This window comes from Komagataeibacter sp. NFXK3, from assembly GCF_054182245.1.
In genome coordinates, this window is the sequence record NZ_JAPIVJ010000004.1 from 103,919 (window position 1) to 123,573 (window position 19,655).

Sequence of the window (19,655 nt, forward strand, 5' to 3'; positions counted from 1 at the left end):
TTTTTAAATTTCATGGATTGCGCAACAGGCAGCGTGAATATCGCAATATATCCACAGAATGAAAGTTTCCGGGCGCTGCCTTCTTTCAAAAAAGCGACGTTGGCTGCACGGTTTTTTCAGAACTGGAAATAGATGAACGCCTCCGGTGGCCTGCCACCCACCAGAAACACCAGCAGCACGAAGGCGATCCCGGCCGCCACCGCAAGCCACGGCGCGGGCCGCACGCGCTCCAGCACCACCTGCTGCGAGGCGGGGCTGATCACCGCAATGGCCAGCGCAAGGCCCAGCACCACGGGGTGGGCTACCGTTACGCTGCCGCCGCCATGCATGCCCGTCATCCCCGCCAGCATGCGCCCTGCCGCGGGCAGGTCGGCGGCGCGGAACACCACCCATGTCAACAGCACGAACAGCATGGTCAGCACGTAGCCCACGGCCCGTGGCAGGGCGCGCCCGGTGCGATCCCACGCATGGGCTGTGGCGAGGGCTCCGCCATGCAGCAGGCCCCAGGCCACAAAATTCCACCCCGCCCCGTGCCACAGCCCCGCCAGCCCCATGGTGGCCATCACGTTCACCGCCTGCCGCGCGGGCGCGCAGCGGTTGCCACCCAGCGGGATATAGACGTAATCCCGCAAAAAGCGTGACAGCGTCATGTGCCACCGCCGCCAGAAGTCACGCACCGATACGGCGCGGTAAGGCGCATTGAAATTGAATGGCAGGCGGATGCCCATCATCAGCGCCATGCCGATCGCCATGTCAGAATAGCCGGAAAAATCGAAATAGATCTGGAGCATGAAGCTCACGGCCGCCAACCATGCCGCCCCCAGTGCGGGAGCATGGCCCATATGGGCGGCCTCGAACACCGGCGTGCAGATGCTGCCCAGCGTATCGGCCAGCCCCACCTTCTTGCCCAGCCCCACCAGCAGCAGCAGGAAGCCGCGCCCGAGGTTCTCCCACATGGCAGGTCCGCGCGGGCTGGCATCGAATTGCGGGATCAGTTCGTTATGCCGCACGATGGGGCCTGCCACGAGTTGCGGGAAGAAGGTCACGAACTCCACAAAATCCGCCAGCCGATAAACCCGCGCCTGCCCGCGCCCGAGGTCAACGAGGTAGGATATTTTCTGGAACACGAAAAACGACAGCCCCAGCGGCAGGATCACCGGCCATGGCGCAGGGGCATGGCCCATGGCGGCCAGCACGCAGCCTGCCAGCCAGAATGCGTATTTGAAGCCGAACAGCACCGCGAGGTTGCCCGCAATGCCCAGCCACAGCCAGCCCCGCCACCGGGTGCGCCCCCACAGCACGGCAACACCCTGGCTGAAGCCTGTCATGCCCAGCAGGAAGGGCACGAACCGCCAGTCCCACACCCCGTAAAAGACCAGCGAGGCGGCAATGAGCACACCCTGCCGCGCGGCCCTGCTGGCGGCTACGGCATAATACAGCCCCAGCACCAGCGGCAGGAAAACGAGCAGGAAAGGCTGGCCCGCAAACAGCATTCAGCCGCGACGTTCGGCCACGGCCTGCCCCGCCGCATGCCCGCTGGCCCACGCCCACTGGAAGTTGTAGCCCCCCAGCCAGCCGGTCACGTCCACCGCCTCGCCCACCATGAACAGCCCCGGCACGTCACGCGCTTCCATATCACGCGAGGAGAGGCAGCCCGTATCCACGCCGCCGCGCGTGACCTCCGCCTTCACGTAGCCTTCCGTGCCATGCGGGTTGAGCCGCCATGCCCCGAGCATGTCGGCCGTATCGGTCAGCACCGAATCGGGCAGGCCCGCAAGCTGGCCTTCGGGCAGGCAGGACTGCGCGAAAAGCTGCGCCAGGCGCTGCGGCAGCAGCATGGACAGCATGGCCACCCCGCCCGCGCGCGGGCGGTCGCGCTTGATCTCGAGCAGCCGCGCCGCCGCATTGATGCCGGGCAGCAGGTCGATCTCGAGTGCTTCACCCGGCTGCCAGTACGATGATGCCTGCAAGATGGCAGGCCCCGACAGCCCCCGATGGGTGAACACCATGCCATCGCGGAAGGTGACATGCCGCGCCTGCCGCCCCGTGCCCTCATGGCAGGCAATGCCCACATTGACCGAAAGCCCGGCCAGCGGTTCCATCCACGCCATGTCGCGCGCGCCAAAGGTCAGCGGCACGAGGGCGGGCGCCGGAGCCACCATGCCCAGCCCGAAGCGGCGCGCCAGGTCATGCGCCAGCCCCGTGGCGCCAAGCTTGGGAATCGACAGCCCGCCAGTAGCCACGATCAGGCTCGGCGCATGGAACACGCCGTGGTCGGTCTCGACGCGGTACTGCCCGGCCCCATCACGCGCAACATCGATGATGCGGTGCGACAGGCGCATCTCCACATGGCCTGCAGCACATTCGCGCATGAGCATGTCCACGATGTCACGCGCCGAACGGTCACAGAAGAGCTGGCCCGCCGCCTTCTCGTGCCAGGGAATGCGGTGACGCTGCACAAGGGCCAGGAAATCGGCGGGGGTGTACCGCGCCAGCGCCGATTTGGCGAAGTGCGGGTTGGCGGACAGGAACTGCCCCGCGCCTGCATCCATGTTGGTGAAGTTGCACCGCCCACCGCCGGATATGAGAATCTTGCGCCCCGCGTGCTGCGCGTGGTCAAGCACCACAACGCGCACGCCGCCCTGCCCTGCCGTGGCGGCGGCCATGAGGCCCGCGGCCCCCGCGCCCAGCACGATGGCATCATGACCGGGGCCCTGCACTGCCATGCGCTAGAAATCCAGGTCCGCGTAATGGGCGGGCGGCGTAAAGCCGGAAATCCGGTCCTGCAGCACGGAGCGGAAGCACGGCCTGCTCTTGACGCGGGCATACCAGTCCTTGGCGGCAGGCGCGCGCGACCAGTCCACATCATCAAGGAAGTCGAGGCATGACAGATGGGAAGCCGCCGCGAAATCGGCCAGCGAGAGCTGGTTGCCCGCCAGCCACCGCCGCGTTTCGGCCAGCCAGTCGATATAGGACAGATGGGTGCGGATGTTGGCATACCCCGCCCGCAGTGCTGCCCCATCGGGGTTGCCGCTGCCGGATATGCGCTTGTACACCTTCTCGGTCAGCAGGTTGCGCGAGACCTCGCGGCCGAATTTCTCGTCAAACCACACCACCAGCCTGCGCACCTCCACCCGCTCGGCCAGCGTGCGGCCCAGCAGCGGGGTGTCGGGATAGGCTTCCTCAAGGTATTCGCAGATCACCCACGAATCCGGAATGCACAGCCCGGTATCCTCCTGCAGCATGGGCACGGTGCCGGCGGGGTTGCGATCAAGGTAGTCGGGGCGCTGTTCCCACACACGCTCGATCTTGAGTTCAAACGGCAGCCGTTTTTCACCCATCACGAGGCGAACCTTGCGGCAATAGGGCGAAAGGGGAAGGTGGTAGAGGATGCGCATGTTCCCGCTTTATTGCATTGCCACGCCCTTCGCCAAGCCCCGAGTGCGCACGCGTGCCCATATCGATGCGGAACGGGCCGTAAATGCCCTTAAACAGGCAGGATTTCCTCGACAGTCGCAGCCCGGCGCGGTAGCTGAAACAGACAGGCCCCATTGACCCAGAGCAGGACAGGAACACGTTGCCAGACGAACTGCGTCCCACACCCAAGATCCGCGCCCGTGGCCGGTCCTTCCTGGCCCTGGTCCTTTCACCCGAACCCCTGCTGGCCGACTGGCTGGCGGGCCTTGATGCCCAGATCGCGCGATCGAGCGCCTTTTTCGCGGGCAAGCCGGTCATTCTCGACCTCTCGCTGCTCGAGGCCGGGACCGAAGGGCTGGCCGAACTGTACCCCGCGCTGCGCGCGCGCGGCATCCGCATCATCGGAATCGAAGGCGGCGACGCCACCTGGCCCGCCTGCGCGGGGTGGGACTGGCCCGCAGGCTTTCAGGGCGGACGCGCCTCGGGGGCCGTGGACATACCCGATGACACGACCCCTGCCCCCATCGAGCCGCCCCGCGGGGGCTCGATGCTCATCGAACAGCCGATCCGTTCCGGCCAGGTGATCATGAACCCTGATGGCGACATCATCATCCTCGGCTCGGTCGGCTCGGGAGCGGAGGTGACGGCAGGCGGGTCGATCCATGTCTATGGCCCGCTGCGCGGGCGCGCCATAGCAGGCATGAACGGCCAGCCCGATGCCCGCATCTTCGCCCATTCCATGCAGGCCGAACTGCTGGCGATCGACGGTTATTACATCACCGCCGAGGAAATCGACCCCCGCTATGTTGAAAAACCGGCGCAGATCATTCTCAATAATGACACACTTGTGGTCCAGCCGCTTGTTCCGCCCACAATCAGGGGCCGCAAACCCTGAGCCTTAAGTCCCGCCCCCGTTGCGCATCATGCGCGCCCATCCATATTACAACCGTATCCATCAGGTCATGAACAAGAAAACACCCCCCAAAAGCGCTCAAGGAACTACCCCCATGGCAAAAGTGCTGGTTGTCACATCCGGCAAGGGCGGCGTCGGAAAGACAACGTCCACGGCAGCACTCGGGGCTGCGCTGGCACAGACCGGCCAGAATGTGGTGGTGGTCGATTTCGATGTCGGGCTGCGCAACCTCGACCTGGTCATGGGGGCCGAGCGGCGCGTGGTGTTCGACCTGATCAATGTCATCCAGGGTGATGCCAAGCTCTCGCAGGCGCTGATCCGCGACAAGCGGATCGAGACGCTTTCCATCCTCCCCGCCTCGCAGACACGCGACAAGGATGCGCTGACCGCCGAGGGCGTGGCCAGCGTGATGGCGCAGCTGCGTGAAAAGTTCGACTGGGTGATCTGCGACAGCCCCGCCGGCATCGAGCGCGGCGCGCAGCTGGCCATGTACCATGCCGACCATGCCATCGTGGTCACCAACCCCGAGGTCTCCTCGGTGCGTGACAGCGACCGCATCATCGGCATGCTCGACAGCACGACCGAGAAGGCCAAGGGCGGCGGCAAGATCGAGAAGCACCTGCTGCTCACCCGCTATGACCCCGCCCGCGCCGCCCGTGGCGAGATGCTGCGCATCGAGGATGTTCTCGAGATCCTGTCCATCCCGCTGCTCGGCATCATCCCCGAAAGCGAGGAAGTGCTGCGCGCCTCCAACCTGGGCGCGCCGGTCACCCTGAGCAGCCCCGACAGCCCGCCCGCCCGCGCCTATGCCGAAGCCGCGCGCCGGCTGGAAGGCGAGAAGCTGGAAGTAACCGTACCGGTTGAACGCAAGGGCCTGCTGGCACGCCTGTTCAAGGGGAAAAGCTGATGAGCCTGTTCGGTTCCTTCTTTGGCCGCGGTTCCAAGACCTCGGCCCCCGTCGCGCGTGACCGCCTGCAGATCCTGCTGGCCCATGAGCGCACCGGCAATGGCAATGAATCCGACCTGCTGAACAAGCTCCAGGCCGAAATTCTTGAAGTGATCAAGCGGCATATCGCCGTTGATCAGGACAAGGTCCAGGTGAAACTGGACCGCGGCAATTCCGTCTCGATGCTGGAAATCGACATCGAAGTGCCGCAGATGCGCCCCTCGGGCCAGCCTTAAGGCGGCCCCAGCCAGCCCCGCCGGTTACGACAGGCGGGGCTCGATCCAGCGCCGCGCATGCTCGAAATCACGCGTGACCGCCGCCTGGGCGGCGGTCACGTCGCGCTGGCGCAGGGCCATGATCAGTTCTTCATGCGGGTGGGTGCGACCTTCGTGCTCGACCTGGATCATCGGGCGTGACAGGGCATAGATCGGCCCGATCCGCATCCACAGGTTGCGCAGGATGTTGGCCGTAAGTGGCAGTTCGGCCAGGGTGGCCACCGTGGTGTGAAAATCGGCGTTGAAAGCCGCCATGCCCCCGTCATCACGCGCGCGCGAGGCATCCATGAACTGGTGCTGCAGGATGACCAGCGCCTCGATGCCGTTGGAAGAGGCGCGCTGGGCGGCGGCGGCGGCAAGGCGCATTTCAAGATCCATCCGCAAATCATGGATCTCGGCAAAGCTGCGCTGGGTCATGGCGGGCACGACAGCGGTATTGCGGTCGTTGAGTTCCAGCGCATGCTCGGACACAAGCCGCAGCAGCGCCTCGCGCACCGGCGTGGGGCTCAGCCCGAGCTCAGCGGCAAGCGGGCGCAGGACCAGCCGTTCGCCCGAGCGATACCGGCTACGGATCAGCCCACGACGCACATGATCATAGGCTTCCTCGCTCAAGGCGCGGCGGGGAAGCTTTTCGGGCTGGCCTGCGGTGAATGCTACCATGCGCTTGAGTAATCCTTAATGCAAATAGGTCTTATTAATTCAGATCAATAATGATCTGGACGTGAATGGCAACGCCTGTGCAGGCGAAAAACCTGCCTCAACCCCCATTTTCTCGGGTTTATGGGCGTTTTGTCATGAAAGGCAGCCCATTTTGGGGGAACCACGCACTCTTTCGGCCCGTTACGCCAGCAACCCCTTTCAACTGGCCTGCACCATGTGCGGGCCGCCACATACAGGGAAACCCATCATGGCTGATGTTGCTGAAAATACGTTCCTGACCGACGTGAAGACCCTGCGCGAACGCGCGAAGAAAGCAATTGAAAAAGGCGCGCTCACCCCCGCCTATCAGGGCAATGTCCAGACCGCCATCGACCTGTTGCAGACGGTGGTGGCAACCGAGCTTGTGTGCGTGCTGCGCTATACGATGCATTCCATCTCCGTCGAGGGCATTACCAGCGAGAGCGTGGCCGCCGAGTTCGCCACCCACGCCAAGGAAGAACGCGCCCACATGATGTGGGCGGCCGCGCGCATCGACCAGCTTGGCGGCGTGCCCAACCTCTCACCCGAGGGGCTGGCCACCCGTTCCGCCTCCGAATATGGCAATGGCGGCAACCTCGTTGAAATGGTGCGCCAGAACCTGGTGGCCGAACGGCTGGTGATCGAGCATTACCGTGAACTGATCCGCTATTTTGCCGATCATGACCCCACAACGCGCATCATGCTCGAAAAGATCCTGGCGGAAGAGGAAGAACACGCAACCGACATGCACGACCTGCTCGTGGCCCATGAGGGGCGTCCGTTCCTGGAATCCTGAGCCTGCGCCCCGCCTTACTGACAGCCCGCGCGCATCCACCCTGCCCCCTCAACGGGGCGCGGGTGGCCTTGCCGCGCGCCATCCCCTGCCCGCACAAGGAAAGTCCGGATCATGATCCATATCTCGTCCAAACCGAAAACCTATGACCTGTTCATCAATGGAGACTGGCACAAGCCCGGCAACTCCGCGCACGACACCATCCACAATCCCGCCACGGGTGCTGTTCTGGCCACGGTGGCCGTGGCGAGCGAAGACGATGTCAACACCGCACTCGAGGCGGCACAGGCGGCTTTTCGATCATGGAGCAGGCTGGTTGCGACCGAGCGGGCGGATTACCTCTACCGCCTGATTGAACTGATCCGGCGCGATAGCGAAAAGCTGGCCCGCATCATCACCCTGGAGAACGGCAAGCCACTGAAGGAAGCGCGCATCGAGGTGGGGTTCGCCATCGAACTGATCCGCTTCGCCGCCGAGAATGTGCGCCGCCTTGAGGGCAACATCATTCCCGGCAGCCGCCCCGGCGAGAAAATCCTGATCGAGAAGATCCCCCACGGTGTGGTGGCGGGCATCTCGGCATGGAACTTCCCGCTGGCACTGACCGCGCGCAAGCTCGGCCCGGCCCTGGCCGCAGGCAACACCTTCGTCATCAAGCCGCATGAACTCACCCCGCTTTCGACCTTCGCGCTGGCCGAACTCTCGGTCGAGGCGGGCTTCCCCAAGGGCGTGTTCAATGTCGTGACCGGCGGCGGCGCCACGGTGGGCAACGCGCTCGTGACCAATCCCATCACCAAGCTCATCACCATGACCGGCAGCACGCCCGCGGGCCGCAAGATCATGGCCGCCGCCTCCGAAGGGCTGAAGGAAGTGCGGCTTGAACTCGGCGGCAAGGCCCCGTTCATCGTGATGGAGGATGCCGATATTGAAAAGGCGGTGGATGCGGCTGTTGCCGCGCGCTTCATGAATTGCGGGCAGGTCTGCACGGCCAACGAGCGCACATATGTGCACACCGCCGTATATGACGAATTCCTCAAACGCCTGCGCAAGAAGGTGGCCGCGCTGAAAACCGGCAACCCGCTTGATGAAGCCACCGACATGGGCCCCAAGATCAGCGCCGCCGAACTCGAGAAGGTCGATGCGATCGTGCAGAAAGCCATCAGCCAGGGGGCGAAGGTCGAGCACGGCGGCAAGCGGCTGACCGGCGGCGCGTATGACCAGGGCAATTTCTACGCCCCCACCCTGCTGACCGGGGTCACGGCGGAGATGGATATTGCACAGGACGAGGTGTTCGGCCCCGTGCTGTCGCTGATCCGCGTGAAAGACTTTGATGATGCCATCGCCCAGGCCAACAACTCGCGCTATGGCCTGTCGGCCTACATGTTCACGCAGAACCTTAAAAACATCATGCGCATGACCAACGAGCTGAACTTTGGCGAGATCTACGTCAACCGTGAAGGTGGCGAGGCCGCGCAGGGCTTCCACCACGGTTATGGCGATAGCGGCATTGGCGGCGAGGACGGCCAGTACGGGCTTGAAGCCTATGTCGATACCAAGACCGTCTATCTCAACGCATAAGCGGCTCGCACCTCTTCGCGCAGTCAGAGCGGCCCGGGGCAATCCGGGCCGTTTTTATGCCAAAGGGAAGTTCAGACGCACAACCGGCAAAGGTTTCTGGTGAAACGTTTTGCAAGATCGCCGCCTTTAAAAAAAAAGACGGCACCCGAAAACTTTTACTCTTTTAAAACCCGATCCTTAAATCTGGCGCATCCACACCGTATCGATCGCATGGCTCGGGCTCTTGTGCATGACCACGCGGGCGCGCTCGCGCGTGGGCAGGATGTTCTGCTGCAGGTTGGGCAGGTTGATGCGCCGCCAGATGTCACGCGCAAGCTGCCCGGCCTCACGTTCGGGCAGGTCGGCGTAATGGTGGAAATAGGAGCCGGGCTTGCGGAAGGCGGTTTTCTGCAGCAGCAGGAAGCGTTTGACGTACCAGTCCTCGATCACCTTCGTATCGGCATCGAGATAGATCGAGAAATCAAAGAAATCAGACGCCATGAACGGCTGCTCGGACACGGTCTGGAGCACGTTCAGCCCCTCGAAGATCAGGATATCGGGCTGGTCGATCACCTGATAGCGGTCGGGCACGATGTCATAGGCCTCGTGCGAATAGACCGGCACCCTGAGGTTGCGCCCGCCAGCCTTCAGCGCCGAGAGGAAGCCGATCATCTGCCGCAGGTCATAACTTTCGGGGAAGCCCTTGCGGTGCATGAGGTTTCGCTTTTCCAGCTCGCGCGTGGGCAGCAGGAAGCCATCGGTCGTGACCAGCGCCACATTCGGATGGTCGGGCCAGCGCGACAGCACGGCCTGCAGCAGGCGGGCAAACGTGCTCTTGCCCACCCCCACGCTGCCCGCGATGCCGATCACGAACGGCATGGTCACGCCCGGCCTGCCCATGAACGCGCTCTTGACCATGCTGTTCAGGCTGCGGGTGGCCATGACATGCAGGTTGAGCAGGCGCGACAGCGGCAGGTAGATCTCGGTTATGTCTTCCAGCGAGACCGGCTCGTTATGCCCGCGCAGTGTTGCAATATCGGCCTCGCCCAGCGATTGCGGCACATTGGCGCGGAGTGCTGCCCATTCCGGGCGGGGAAAGATCAGGTAAGGCTGCACCGGGCCGGGAGCCGGATGCGTGGAGATGACGGGACGCGCGTCCAGCATGCAGTCCTCCATGCCCTTGTCCTTTCTGCTGTGGCGCCTGCCCATGGGCGCAGGCCATCTGCCGCGTATCACCATCGCCTGCCCCGATCCAGATACGGGGCGCCCAATTTAGCGTGTACACCCCCGCCAACCCGCCGCATTCCGCCCATCCTGACACAGACGTGACAATTGTGACACACCGCGCCATGCTGCCCCGATGGTATGGACCCCATGGTGCCCTGCCCGGGCACCCCAGCCCGCGGGCGGGCCGTCTACCCCCGTGGCGCCCCCCGCGCCACGCCACGCCACGCCAATGACAGGGATAACGTCATGAACGATCCGACCATCCACCCGTTTTCAGCCGCCCCCCGGCAGAGCACGCCCGCGGACTGGACGGACACGCATGCCCGCGCCACCCTGCGCCGCATTCTTGATGCCGCCATCCACAGCGCCCTGCCCGATCAGGTGCTGGCGCGCTACCTGCCCCCCAGGCCGAAGGGCCGGTGCGTGGTGGTGGGCGCGGGCAAGGCGGCGGCAAGCATGGCGGCTGCCCTTGAACGCGCCTGGCCGGATGTGGAGATGAGCGGCTGCGTGGTCACGCGCGACGGGCACGCTACCCCCACACGGCGCATCCGCGTGCTTGAGGCCGCCCACCCCGTGCCCGACGACCGCAGCGTGGCCGCAGGCCGCATCATGATGGCGGAAGTGGCCGGCCTGGGGCATGATGACCTGGTCATCGCCCTGATTTCCGGCGGCGGATCAGCATTGCTGGAACTGCCCAAACCGGGCGTGACGCTGGATGACCTGCGCACGATCAACCGCGCCCTGCTGCATAGCGGGGCCAGCATACGTGACATGAATGTGGTGCGCCGCCATCTCTCGGCCATCAAGGGCGGGGGGCTGGCCGCAGCCGCCTGCCCCGCCCGGGTCGTGACACTGGCCATAAGCGACGTGCCGGGCGATGACCTGCTGACCATCGCCAGCGGCCCCACGGTAGCGGACCCCACCACCCCCGCCGATGCCCGCGCCATCATTGCCCATTACGGCATTGCCCTGCCCGAGGCGGCGCGGAAGGTACTCGAACATGATGCCGGGCCGATGCCGCCTTCCCCCGCCAACCAGGTCACGCTGATCGCAACGCCGCTGATGGCGCTGCAGGCAGCCGCCAGCACGGCACGCGCATGCGGCCTGACGCCACTCATTCTGGGGGATGCGCTGGAGGGCGAAAGCCGCGACGCCGGCACGCTCATGGCCGGCATCGCCCTGTCGGCCCGCCTGCACGGCCTGCCCGTGGCGGGGCCCGCCGTGCTGCTTTCAGGCGGCGAGACGACGGTGAGCATCAACCCGGCCGGTCCCGCGCCGGGGCGGGGCGGGCGCAATACCGAGTTCCTGCTCTCCATGGCCTGCGCCCTGCAGGGGCAGAAGGGCATCTGGGCCATTGCGGCGGATAGCGATGGCATTGATGGCACCGAGGATGCGGCAGGCGCCATCATCACCCCCGATACGCTGGCCCGCGCTGAAAAAGCGGGCTGCGACCCGCGTGCCGCCCTGCGCGCGCATGACAGCTACACCGTGTTCAGGCAAATGGGCGATCTGGTCATAACCGGCCCCACGCTGACCAATGTGAACGACATCCGCGCGGTGCTTGTGCTGTAGGGGTATAGCTTCTACTTGCCCTGCCTGCCGTAGCTGACCTGCGTGTCAGGCACGACGAAATGCTTGCCATCGTCACTGTCAGACGGACTATCGTCGCCAGCCTGGTTGGGGTCGTAGCCCGATGAGATCATCTGCATCGCCGCCGCATCCGGGGGCGTATGATATTCCTCGGTAGCACCCTCCTCATTGGGGCTGGGCGGCTTGGGCAGGTGGTGCGAGAGCGGGCGCAGGGCATTGTCTGCATGCGTGGCGTGGTGCCCCTCCCACGCGCTGCGCCCGAGCGGGCGGGGGGCTTCATCCACATCGGCCGGATCATTATTGTCGTCATGCCCGCCGCTACAGGCGGCAAGGCAGGCCAGCAATCCGATCATTGCAAGACGTGGTCTCATTCCGGCTGCCCTTACCCCCGCTTTTCAGGCCCTGCCCCCGTCGTGGCACAGGCCACGCCAGGGCGCAGGGACGATAGCCTGTTACAATGGAACAGGCCAAGGGCAATCAGTCAGCCCCCTCCTCATCGGGGCCGACCAGCATGGCCTCGGCCACCACACCGGCCTGCTCACGCACGCGGCGCTCGATATCGGCGGCCATTTCGGGGTGGTCGCGCAGGAACTGCTTGGCGTTTTCACGCCCCTGGCCAATGCGCTGGCTGTCGCATGAGAACCAGGCGCCGGACTTTTCAACAATACCCGCCTTGACGCCAAGATCGATCAGTTCACCCACCTTGCTGATGCCTTCGCCATACATGATGTCGAACTCGACCTGGCGGAAGGGGGGCGCCATCTTGTTCTTGACCACCTTGACGCGGGTCTGGTTGCCCGTCACCTCGTCCTTGTCCTTGATCGAGCCGATGCGGCGGATGTCCATGCGCACGGAGGCATAGAACTTCAGTGCGTTGCCGCCTGTCGTCGTCTCGGGGCTGCCGAACATCACGCCAATCTTGAGGCGGATCTGGTTGAGGAAGATCAGCATGGTGTTCGAGCGCGAGACCGAGCCGGTCAGCTTGCGCAGCGCCTGGCTCATCAGCCGGGCATGCAGGCCCACATGGCTGTCGCCCATGTCGCCCTCAAGCTCGGCGCGCGGCACAAGGGCCGCCACGCTATCGACCACCAGCACGTCAATCGCGCCCGAGCGCACCAGCGTGTCGGCAATCTCGAGCGCCTGCTCGCCTGCATCGGGCTGGCTGATCAGCAGGTTGTCCACATCCACGCCCAGCTTGCGGGCATAGCCGGGGTCAAGCGCGTGCTCGGCATCGATGAAGGCACAGGTGCCGCCCTTGCGCTGCGCCTCGGCAATGGCATGCAGCGCCATGGTGGTCTTGCCCGAGCTTTCGGGGCCATAAATCTCGACAATGCGGCCGCGCGGCAGGCCGCCAATGCCAAGTGCTATGTCGAGGCCGAGCGAGCCGGTGGAAATCACATCCACCTGCTCGGACGGGCGCTCGCCCATGCGCATGATCGAGCCCTTGCCGAACGCGCGCTCGATCTGGCTCAATGCCCCTTCCAGGGCCTTGCTTTTATCTATACCCGGAGCCTGTGCCATTGCCTGCCTACCTGCTTCTTGTGGAATGAAACCTTATAACGGGCACCCTGCCCTGCCACGCCAGCCCGGAACAGGGGCGGGTCATGTCCTGCAATATGGAACAAAACAGGATCATTTACAATGGCCCTGTTCCTTTCCTGCCCCGATAATGATGGCCCGCCGCGCAATAACCGCCGTTTAGCGCGGCCCCATGGCCAGCCCCGCGCCACGCGGGTCGGTCACGGCGGTGCAGGTTGCGCCATCACCCGGCAGGCCGCGCGGGCAGGATATGGCGTTGACGCGCCCCTGCGCGGTTACAGGATGGGCATCGGGTGTCTGGCCTGCAAGGAGCTGGCGCATGGCAATGCCGGTGGCCGCCGCTGCGTCGTTCTGGCCCGACCCTGCCACCACCGCGCGGAAGGCGCGGCCCTGGCTGGCAATGGCGGCGGCATAAAGCGGCTGCGGCAGGCGCGCGGGCGAGGCGCCCAGCACGATGCCGGTATTGCCCGCCATGCGTCCGGTGCCAAACAGGTTGTCCATGCTCAGGCTGCACGCCACCGCCATGCCCCCGTGGTCAACCACGGTGAACGAAGTGGACGCCGGGAGCGAAGGCAGGCCCCCGCCGCCTGCCCCGCCAGCATTGACAAAGGCCTGCGCGCGGGCGGTCAAGTCATCCCCCGTGCCGCTGGCGTGGCTGCCATTCTGTGCCCGCCAACCCGCAACACTGGCCTGCGCGCGCGTTGCCGCATCGGATGAAGAGGCCGCGCGGAACGCCACCGCGGCCCCCAGTCCGCCATCGGCAGGCGGCGGCAGGAAGCTGACCTGCGTCTCGCCACTGCTGACGGAGAGCGGCAGCCGCTCAAACGGAATGGCCCCGCGCATGTCGGCCATGGTCAGGCCACCGCCCGCCTTCTGGCTGCCCGCCACGAAGGACTGGCCCAGCGCGCCATTATAAAGATCGCCCACGCCCATGCTGCGGATCTGGTCCAGCGCGCCTGAAAGATGGGTCTGCACCAGCGCATCGCCCTCAGCCAGCGCCTTGCCATCCGAGCGGGCGAACACCGCGCGCACGCCCGCATCAGCCAGCAGCGGCACCTGGACTGCGGCAAGATCGGTGGCAAGCTGGCGGCTCACATTGATGCCATTGGCCGCAAGTGCGATCGCGCCCGGCACCATCTCGGAAAACGCGGCCGAGCCATATTGCAGGTGCATGAGGTAAAGCCCGCGCGCCAGCATGGGCACCGCCGCCGGACGATCAGCATGCGGCATGCCCGCCCCGTCGGTCACGCCCGCCACGGGCAGGAACAAGAAGGCGCGGCCCCCGTTCTGGTCACCCGGACGGTAGGCAAGGCACGCCCCGCCCGCACCGAGCGAGGCACGCGAAGGCAGGGTCACGGCCAGGGCCAGCCCCATGGCCGTGGCCGCATCCGCCGCGTTGCCGCCGCGCTGCAGGATGTCACGCCCCACAAGGGTGGCCTGCGGCTCATCGGAGGAGACGGTGCCGATCAACTGCCCCGGCGAGGGACCAAACATGCTGGAAACGATCCTGACCGGCGAATAGTTCTTGAACGCGCAGCCTGTAACCGAAAGGGCCAGAACCGCACACAGCGCCGTACGCATGGACCGACGGGCGACAGGGGTGATCGACGAATGCTCAGGCACGCAACGCTTCTCCAATGGGCAGGTCGGCTTCATTCCGTTGAACGGCTCGTAACGACCGCGCGATCGTAGGCCGGGCCTTCACGACTTAGCGGCGTTCCGGGCCATCGGCAACAGGCATGGCGCCCGTGCGGCCCCATGGCCCATTCCTTTCCGCTACCCGATCCTTTACACACCACCCTATCGCGACATGACAACGGAGCAAACCCGTGACTTTTCTTTCGCCCCGCCACAACCGGCCACGCCTGCTGCCCACCCTGCTCGCCACGGGGGCAATGCTGGCTGCCACGGCGGGCGCGGGCAGGGCAGCGGAGGCACAGGCCTGCTTCACCCCCGCCCAGCGGCAGGAAATTGTCGAGATCATGCGCAACGCGCTGAAAACCGACCCCACCATCCTGTCAGACGCCATTGCCGCCCTGCGCACCAGCGCCAACGCCGCCCAGCAGAACGCGGCCCGCTCCGCGCTGGAAAGCCACCGCACCGACCTGACCACGCCCACTGCTACCGATGGCGTGCTCGGCAATGCCTCCGGCCAGACCACCGTTGTCGAATTCTATGATCCCCGCTGCCCCTACTGCCGCAAGGTGCTGCCCGATCTCGACCGCCTGACGCGCGAGAACAGGGACCTGCGGATTATCGAAAAGGTCATTCCCGTGCTCGGCCAGCCCAGCCTGATTGCATCGCAGGCGCTCGTGGCGGCCTTCGTGCAGGGTGGCCAGGCGGCCTATTTCCGCATGCAGGGCGTGGTGATGAATGATTCCGTGCAGCCCACGGTGGAGCGCATGCGCACGCTGGCCACCCAGGCGGGGCTGGATGCCACCCGGCTGGTCAGTGACATGAATGGCGCGAAGGTCACGTCCATCCTGCAGGCCAACATGGAACTCGCGCGCGCGATCGGGCTCGATGGCACGCCCACCTTCGTGTTCAATGCCCGCCAGATCATTCCCGGCGCCGTCAGCTACGATGACCTGAAAAAGGCCATCGCGCAGAACCATTAAGGAAGAATAGAAGTTTCGGAGCGCCGCCTTTTTTCAACAAGGCGGCGTTCTTTTTTTTAAAAAAGCTTCGCCAGAAACCTTTTCCTGTTTCAGGGCGTTGCCTCAGGCCATGGCCACGGCAGTGGCATCGGCCAGGTCATTGACCCGCAGCAGGTGGCCAAGGGCCGCCACCATCTCGTCCATCATCGCATCCGTATGGCGCGGCCCCGGCGTGAGGCGCAGGCGCTCGGTGCCCCGCGGCACGGTCGGGTAGTTGATGGGGGTGGTGTACATGCCGTAATCATTGAGCAGCCGGTCGCTCAGTTCGCGGCAGCGCCGGGCATCACCCACGGGGATGGGCACGATATGGCTCGGCGTCATGTTGAACGGAATGCCCGCCGCCCTGAGCTTGGCGCGGAAGGTATCGACACGCTCGAAAATGCGCTCGCGCCGCCAGTTATCCTTGCGCACCTGCTTCACGCTGGCCAGCGCCGCCGCCACGACCGCAGGCGGCAGCGCGGTGGTGAAGATGAAGCCCGAGGCGCTCAGGCGCAGATATTCAACAATATTGCTCGAGGCGGTGATGTAGCCGCCATGCACGCCAAAGCCCTTGGCCAGCGTGCCCTCGATGATGTCAACCTGATCGGCCACGCCATCGCGCTGCGACACGCCGCCGCCCTGCGCGCCATACAGGCCCACGGCATGCACTTCATCAAGGTAGGTCATGGCACCGTATTTACGCGCCAGCGCGCACGTGCCCGCGATGTCGGCTATGTCGCCATCCATCGAGTACACGCTCTCGAAGGCGATCAGCTTGGGCGCATCCTTCGGCGCCGCGGCCAGCTTGGCTTCAAGGTCGGCCAGGTCGTTATGCTCGAAAATGACCGTGCTCGACCCGCGCGCGCCCTTGATGCCCGCAATCATGGAGGCATGGTTCAGCCGGTCGGAAAAGCAGATCCAGCCGGGCATGCTTGTCAGGATGGTCTGGAGCGATGCCTGGTTCGAGACATAGCCCGAGCCGAACAGCAGCCCTGCTTCCTTGCCATGCAGGTCGGCCAGCTCCGCCTCCAGCGCGGTGTGCACCGGGCTCGTGCCCGCGATGTTGCGCGTGCCGCCAGCACCCGCGCCATGCTCATGAATGGCACGGATCGCGGCCTCGACCACGACGGGCTCGACCCCCATGCCCAGATAATCATTGGAGGACCAGACCACGACCTCCCGGTCTTCGGGGCAGGCGGGGGTGGACGGCGTGGGCGCGGTCTCGGGCTGCTCGTATAACGGGTAACGGTCGGCCAGCCGTGACAGGGGCGTAAACTGCCGGTATCGCCCCTGGGCGCGGATATCGGCCAGCGCCGTCTGGCAGAACCGGAAAAACGGATGCCCATCCACATGATTACTGGACACTGCTGGTTTTCTCCATGGCATACCCCGATCGTGTTTACGGGGCCTTCATTCATTACGCCCACCGTGCGGGGTGGCCCTGGGCCGGGGGGATGCAACCGCCCCTTACTGGCGCCAGGGCTGGCGGTTAACCACCGGCAACGGGGCCTTTATGGCATGACGGGGGCGGAAATTGCAAAACCGCATTGAACTACTCGACGTAAATGCAGACCTGCGTTGCGCTGCCGGCGGGCACGCCCCGGGCGTCCATCTCGGTCTGGGCCACGCCCGCGCCCGCGTCCATCACCGCCTGCAGCACCGGCTGGCCGTCCGTGTCCACCGCCGCCTTCATGTCCGGCAGGCCGCTGGCGCTCCCCACCGGCACGTTGACCACGATGGTGAACAGCGCGTTGGGCTTGCGCGAGAGCGCATCGGCCACGGCGGCCCTGACCGCGGGCTGCCATTGCGCGGGCGGCGTGCCCGCCACGATGGTGACAAGCGGCGGCGTGGTGATGGCCGCCACCCTGGGCACCGGCACGGCGGGCAGCTGTGGCGGGTCGCCTGCGTGGCGGTTGAAGGTTTTCTGGCTGACCAGCCGGCATCCGCCCATGGCTGGCAGGCACAGGGCCGCCACGATAATGGCACGGCGGGCAAAGCGGGGAGACGGACGGGGCATGACCCGCTACCGATACAGTATCCGCCCCGCCGGGCATAGGGGCGCGTGCAGCAATGTTGCCGCAGCGCACGGGGCGCAGTAACAGTACCCCACCGGCTCCGACCGATCATCCCCCGCCCCATGGACGATGCCGCATGCCCGAAGACCAGGAAGCCCTCGCACTCTCGCCTGCCCTGCCACCAGCAGCCCCTGCCATGCCCGAGCGGCTGGCGACGGCGATCCGCCATGCCATCGGCGTGCATGAAACCGACCAGCGGCATGCCCCGCACGCCCGGGTCATGGCCGGGCTGTGCGCGGTGCTGTGGAGTCGCTTCCTACGCTTCGACCCGGCCAGCCCCGACTGGCCGGATCGTGACCGCCTGGTCATCTCCTCGCCCCGCTACCGGGTGCTGCCGCGCATCATGGCCGAACTGTCGGGGCAGGTCTCGCGCCCCGGCCTGCCCGCCGCGACCGACCGGCAGGCCTGCGGCCCCAACGGGCAGGGACTGGGGGCCGCGATCGGCATGGCGCTGGCCGAGCAGAAGCTGGCCGCCCGCTTTGGCCGCTCGGTGGTCAACCACCGCATATGGGCGCTGGGGTGCTGGAGCGAGCTTTCCACCGGTGTCGCGCTGGAAAGCGCCGCCCTGGCCGGCCAGCTCGGCCTTGACCGCGTGACCCTGGTGGTGGGCCTGTGGAGCACCGAGCGCGAGGAGGTGGACACCATCCTGCCGCGCTACAGCGCATCGGGCTGGTCGGTGCGCAAGGTCGATGCGGCCAATACCGAACAGATCGCAAGCGTCATCGCCTCGGCCCAGCGCACGCACAAGCCCTGCCTTATTGCATGCATCGCCCCGCCCGAAACCGACCCGCCACCGCCATTTGCCGATGATCCGGGCCTGTGGGCCGGGGCCGCGCGCCGGGGGGCGAGCGCACGGCGCTCATGGCTGCGCCGCCTGTTCAAGGACCGGCAGAAAGCCGAGTTCGAACGCATGGCGCGCAACCAGCGCCCCGCCTTCTGGCAGCCTGACTGGCAGCGTTCATGGCGCGAGCACAGCACGCTGCTGGCCCGCGCCTCGCCCGCCTTCTCGGCGCAGCGCGGGCTCGAAACCCTGCATGAACTGCTACCCGAACTGACCTGCCTGCGCTCGCGCCAGGGCATGATGCCCGATTTCTCCGCCCTGCGGCGCAGCAGTGGCGAGCCCGATCTTTCCTGCGGCACGCAGGTGCATGGCATGGCCGCCCTGCTCAACGGCATTGCGCTGCATGGCGGCCTGCTGGCCTTTGGCGCCACCACCATCATCGCGGTGGACCGCATGCGCCCCGCCCTGCGCTACGCCGCCATGACCGGCCAGCAGGTGATCTACCTGCTCAGCGATGACGACCTGCCGCGCGGCGCGAACGCGGGCGGCTGGCGGCCCGTCGAGCAGCTGGCCAGCCTGCGCGCCATGCCCAACATGGCGCTGTTCCGCCCCGCCGACCACCGCGAGACCATGGAATGCATGGAACTGGCGCTGCGGCGCACGACCGGGCCGAGCCTGCTGGTGCTGGAATCCGCCCCCTCGATTGCCGCCACCGTGCCCGAGCGCGAACAGCATGGCCTGACCAACCTGTGCGCGCGCGGCGGCTACGTGCTGGCCGAGGCCGAAGGCCCGCGGCAGGTCACGCTGGTGGCCACGGGGCATGAGGCCATCGTGGCGCTGGGCGCGCGCGCGCTGCTGCGCGCGGCGGGCATCGGGGCGGCGGTTGTATCACTTCCGTGCTGGGAACTGTTCGCCGCCCAAAAAATGACGTATCGTGCTGCCGTGCTGGGAACAGCGCCCCGGATCGGAATCGAGGCCGCATCGGGTTTTGGATGGGATCGCTGGCTTGGGCCGGACGGGCTGTTCGTGGGGATTGACGGGTTCGGGGCCACCCCCATGCCCGATGCGCCCGACAGCCTGGCCGACATCACGCCGGAGCGGATCTGCCGCGACGCCATGCGGCTGCTCCACGCCCATGCCGGAACCGCGATGGAAACCGTGGGAGGAAACGGCGCGCCTCCACCACCCGGGCTGGCATCGCTTGATGCCAGCATGTGAACATGTCTGACCC

The 19,655-nt window shown here is 65.9% G+C and carries 18 protein-coding genes; 8 read left to right on the forward strand and 10 right to left on the reverse strand.

The window, feature by feature from the left end; genetic code table 11:
* Positions 1 to 116 precede the first annotated feature (116 nt).
* The 3 genes from OQZ28_RS06040 to fzlA are packed head-to-tail and all read right to left on the reverse strand — an operon-like array spanning position 117 to position 3,398.
* Entirely contained in the window at positions 117 to 1,493 is a 1,377-nt protein-coding gene (locus tag OQZ28_RS06040; protein WP_458135481.1) for an MBOAT family O-acyltransferase, read from the reverse strand.
* Positions 1,494 to 2,726 carry an NAD(P)/FAD-dependent oxidoreductase gene (locus tag OQZ28_RS06045; protein ID WP_458135482.1) on the reverse strand — a complete coding sequence of 411 codons (1,233 nt, stop codon included), beginning with the start codon at positions 2,724 to 2,726 and terminating at the stop codon, positions 1,494 to 1,496. It lies immediately after the preceding gene.
* A 3-nt stretch (positions 2,727 to 2,729) separates the two neighbouring features.
* A complete protein-coding gene (gene fzlA / locus OQZ28_RS06050) occupies positions 2,730 to 3,398 on the reverse strand; it encodes an FtsZ-binding protein FzlA (protein WP_130730163.1) in 669 nt (222 codons plus the stop codon).
* 179 nt (positions 3,399 to 3,577) lie between these two features.
* Between fzlA and minC the strand changes: the two genes are divergently transcribed.
* The 3 genes from minC to minE all read left to right on the forward strand — a co-directional run bounded on the left by minC (position 3,578) and on the right by minE (position 5,512).
* Complete coding sequence (gene minC, locus OQZ28_RS06055) at positions 3,578 to 4,312, forward strand: septum site-determining protein MinC (RefSeq protein WP_458135483.1); 735 nt, start codon at positions 3,578 to 3,580, stop codon at positions 4,310 to 4,312.
* Positions 4,313 to 4,424: 112 nt separating this feature from the next.
* Positions 4,425 to 5,237, forward strand: coding sequence for a septum site-determining protein MinD (gene minD / locus OQZ28_RS06060; protein ID WP_172155997.1), 813 nt, complete (start codon positions 4,425 to 4,427; stop codon positions 5,235 to 5,237).
* A complete protein-coding gene (minE, locus tag OQZ28_RS06065; RefSeq protein ID WP_130730166.1) occupies positions 5,237 to 5,512 on the forward strand; it encodes a cell division topological specificity factor MinE in 276 nt (91 codons plus the stop codon). The genes minD and minE overlap by 1 nt, the downstream gene beginning before the upstream one ends.
* Positions 5,513 to 5,536: 24 nt before the next feature.
* Here minE and OQZ28_RS06070 read toward each other — a convergent pair whose 3' ends face one another.
* Positions 5,537 to 6,211, reverse strand: a complete 675-nt coding sequence (locus tag OQZ28_RS06070) for a GntR family transcriptional regulator (protein ID WP_458135484.1) — start codon at positions 6,209 to 6,211, stop codon at positions 5,537 to 5,539.
* Between the two features lie 247 nt (positions 6,212 to 6,458).
* Between OQZ28_RS06070 and OQZ28_RS06075 the strand changes: the two genes are divergently transcribed.
* Positions 6,459 to 7,025: a ferritin-like domain-containing protein gene (locus OQZ28_RS06075; protein ID WP_078526450.1), complete on the forward strand. Its 567-nt coding sequence runs from the start codon at positions 6,459 to 6,461 to the stop codon at positions 7,023 to 7,025.
* Between the two features lie 111 nt (positions 7,026 to 7,136).
* The gene (gene aldA / locus OQZ28_RS06080; protein ID WP_458135485.1) at positions 7,137 to 8,597 is read left to right on the forward strand and encodes an aldehyde dehydrogenase; all 1,461 of its coding nucleotides are present in this window, start codon (positions 7,137 to 7,139) and stop codon (positions 8,595 to 8,597) included.
* 177 nt (positions 8,598 to 8,774) lie between these two features.
* Here aldA and coaA read toward each other — a convergent pair whose 3' ends face one another.
* Positions 8,775 to 9,752, reverse strand: a complete 978-nt coding sequence (gene coaA / locus OQZ28_RS06085) for a type I pantothenate kinase (protein ID WP_130730255.1) — start codon at positions 9,750 to 9,752, stop codon at positions 8,775 to 8,777.
* A gap of 297 nt (positions 9,753 to 10,049) precedes the next feature.
* Here coaA and OQZ28_RS06090 point away from each other — a divergent pair, with 297 nt between their 5' ends.
* Entirely contained in the window at positions 10,050 to 11,375 is a 1,326-nt protein-coding gene (locus OQZ28_RS06090) for a glycerate kinase type-2 family protein (RefSeq protein WP_458135574.1), read from the forward strand.
* Between the two features lie 11 nt (positions 11,376 to 11,386).
* Here the strand turns inward: OQZ28_RS06090 and OQZ28_RS06095 are convergent, their stop codons facing one another.
* The 3 genes from OQZ28_RS06095 to OQZ28_RS06105 form a co-directional block, all read right to left on the reverse strand.
* Positions 11,387 to 11,764, reverse strand: a complete 378-nt coding sequence (locus tag OQZ28_RS06095; RefSeq protein ID WP_458135486.1) for a hypothetical protein — start codon at positions 11,762 to 11,764, stop codon at positions 11,387 to 11,389.
* A 106-nt stretch (positions 11,765 to 11,870) separates the two neighbouring features.
* Positions 11,871 to 12,914, reverse strand: coding sequence for a recombinase RecA (gene recA, locus OQZ28_RS06100; RefSeq protein ID WP_078526443.1), 1,044 nt, complete (start codon positions 12,912 to 12,914; stop codon positions 11,871 to 11,873).
* A gap of 177 nt (positions 12,915 to 13,091) precedes the next feature.
* Complete coding sequence (locus OQZ28_RS06105; protein ID WP_458135575.1) at positions 13,092 to 14,513, reverse strand: gamma-glutamyltransferase; 1,422 nt, start codon at positions 14,511 to 14,513, stop codon at positions 13,092 to 13,094.
* A gap of 248 nt (positions 14,514 to 14,761) precedes the next feature.
* On the opposite strand from OQZ28_RS06105, the gene OQZ28_RS06110 reads away from it, so the two are divergent.
* Positions 14,762 to 15,550 (forward strand): DsbA family protein, encoded by a 789-nt coding sequence (locus tag OQZ28_RS06110; RefSeq protein WP_458135487.1) that lies wholly within the window; start codon positions 14,762 to 14,764, stop codon positions 15,548 to 15,550.
* Between the two features lie 102 nt (positions 15,551 to 15,652).
* Here the strand turns inward: OQZ28_RS06110 and hemA are convergent, their stop codons facing one another.
* Positions 15,653 to 16,954, reverse strand: coding sequence for a 5-aminolevulinate synthase (gene hemA / locus OQZ28_RS06115; protein ID WP_458135488.1), 1,302 nt, complete (start codon positions 16,952 to 16,954; stop codon positions 15,653 to 15,655).
* A gap of 166 nt (positions 16,955 to 17,120) precedes the next feature.
* Positions 17,121 to 17,585, reverse strand: a complete 465-nt coding sequence (locus tag OQZ28_RS06120; protein WP_130730172.1) for a hypothetical protein — start codon at positions 17,583 to 17,585, stop codon at positions 17,121 to 17,123.
* 134 nt (positions 17,586 to 17,719) lie between these two features.
* Here OQZ28_RS06120 and OQZ28_RS06125 point away from each other — a divergent pair, with 134 nt between their 5' ends.
* Positions 17,720 to 19,642 (forward strand): transketolase-like TK C-terminal-containing protein, encoded by a 1,923-nt coding sequence (locus OQZ28_RS06125; RefSeq protein WP_458135489.1) that lies wholly within the window; start codon positions 17,720 to 17,722, stop codon positions 19,640 to 19,642.
* Positions 19,643 to 19,655 lie beyond the last annotated feature (13 nt).

Bases quoted from the DNA above. Each gene is read 5' to 3' on its own strand.
- OQZ28_RS06105 (WP_458135575.1), bottom strand. From the start codon at position 14,513: ATGCGTACGGCGCTGTGTGCGGTTCTGGCCCTTTCGGTTACAGGCTGC.
- fzlA (WP_130730163.1), bottom strand. From the start codon at position 3,398: ATGCGCATCCTCTACCACCTTCCCCTTTCGCCCTATTGCCGCAAGGTT.
- recA (WP_078526443.1), bottom strand. From the start codon at position 12,914: ATGGCACAGGCTCCGGGTATAGATAAAAGCAAGGCCCTGGAAGGGGCA.
- OQZ28_RS06090 (WP_458135574.1), top strand. From the start codon at position 10,050: ATGAACGATCCGACCATCCACCCGTTTTCAGCCGCCCCCCGGCAGAGC.
- hemA (WP_458135488.1), bottom strand. From the start codon at position 16,954: ATGCCATGGAGAAAACCAGCAGTGTCCAGTAATCATGTGGATGGGCAT.
- OQZ28_RS06095 (WP_458135486.1), bottom strand. From the start codon at position 11,764: ATGAGACCACGTCTTGCAATGATCGGATTGCTGGCCTGCCTTGCCGCC.
- OQZ28_RS06120 (WP_130730172.1), bottom strand. From the start codon at position 17,585: ATGCCCCGTCCGTCTCCCCGCTTTGCCCGCCGTGCCATTATCGTGGCG.
- coaA (WP_130730255.1), bottom strand. From the start codon at position 9,752: ATGGAGGACTGCATGCTGGACGCGCGTCCCGTCATCTCCACGCATCCG.
- minD (WP_172155997.1), top strand. From the start codon at position 4,425: ATGGCAAAAGTGCTGGTTGTCACATCCGGCAAGGGCGGCGTCGGAAAG.
- OQZ28_RS06040 (WP_458135481.1), bottom strand. From the start codon at position 1,493: ATGCTGTTTGCGGGCCAGCCTTTCCTGCTCGTTTTCCTGCCGCTGGTG.
- aldA (WP_458135485.1), top strand. From the start codon at position 7,137: ATGATCCATATCTCGTCCAAACCGAAAACCTATGACCTGTTCATCAAT.
- OQZ28_RS06045 (WP_458135482.1), bottom strand. From the start codon at position 2,726: ATGGCAGTGCAGGGCCCCGGTCATGATGCCATCGTGCTGGGCGCGGGG.
- OQZ28_RS06125 (WP_458135489.1), top strand. From the start codon at position 17,720: ATGCCCGAAGACCAGGAAGCCCTCGCACTCTCGCCTGCCCTGCCACCA.
- OQZ28_RS06070 (WP_458135484.1), bottom strand. From the start codon at position 6,211: ATGGTAGCATTCACCGCAGGCCAGCCCGAAAAGCTTCCCCGCCGCGCC.
- OQZ28_RS06075 (WP_078526450.1), top strand. From the start codon at position 6,459: ATGGCTGATGTTGCTGAAAATACGTTCCTGACCGACGTGAAGACCCTG.
- minE (WP_130730166.1), top strand. From the start codon at position 5,237: ATGAGCCTGTTCGGTTCCTTCTTTGGCCGCGGTTCCAAGACCTCGGCC.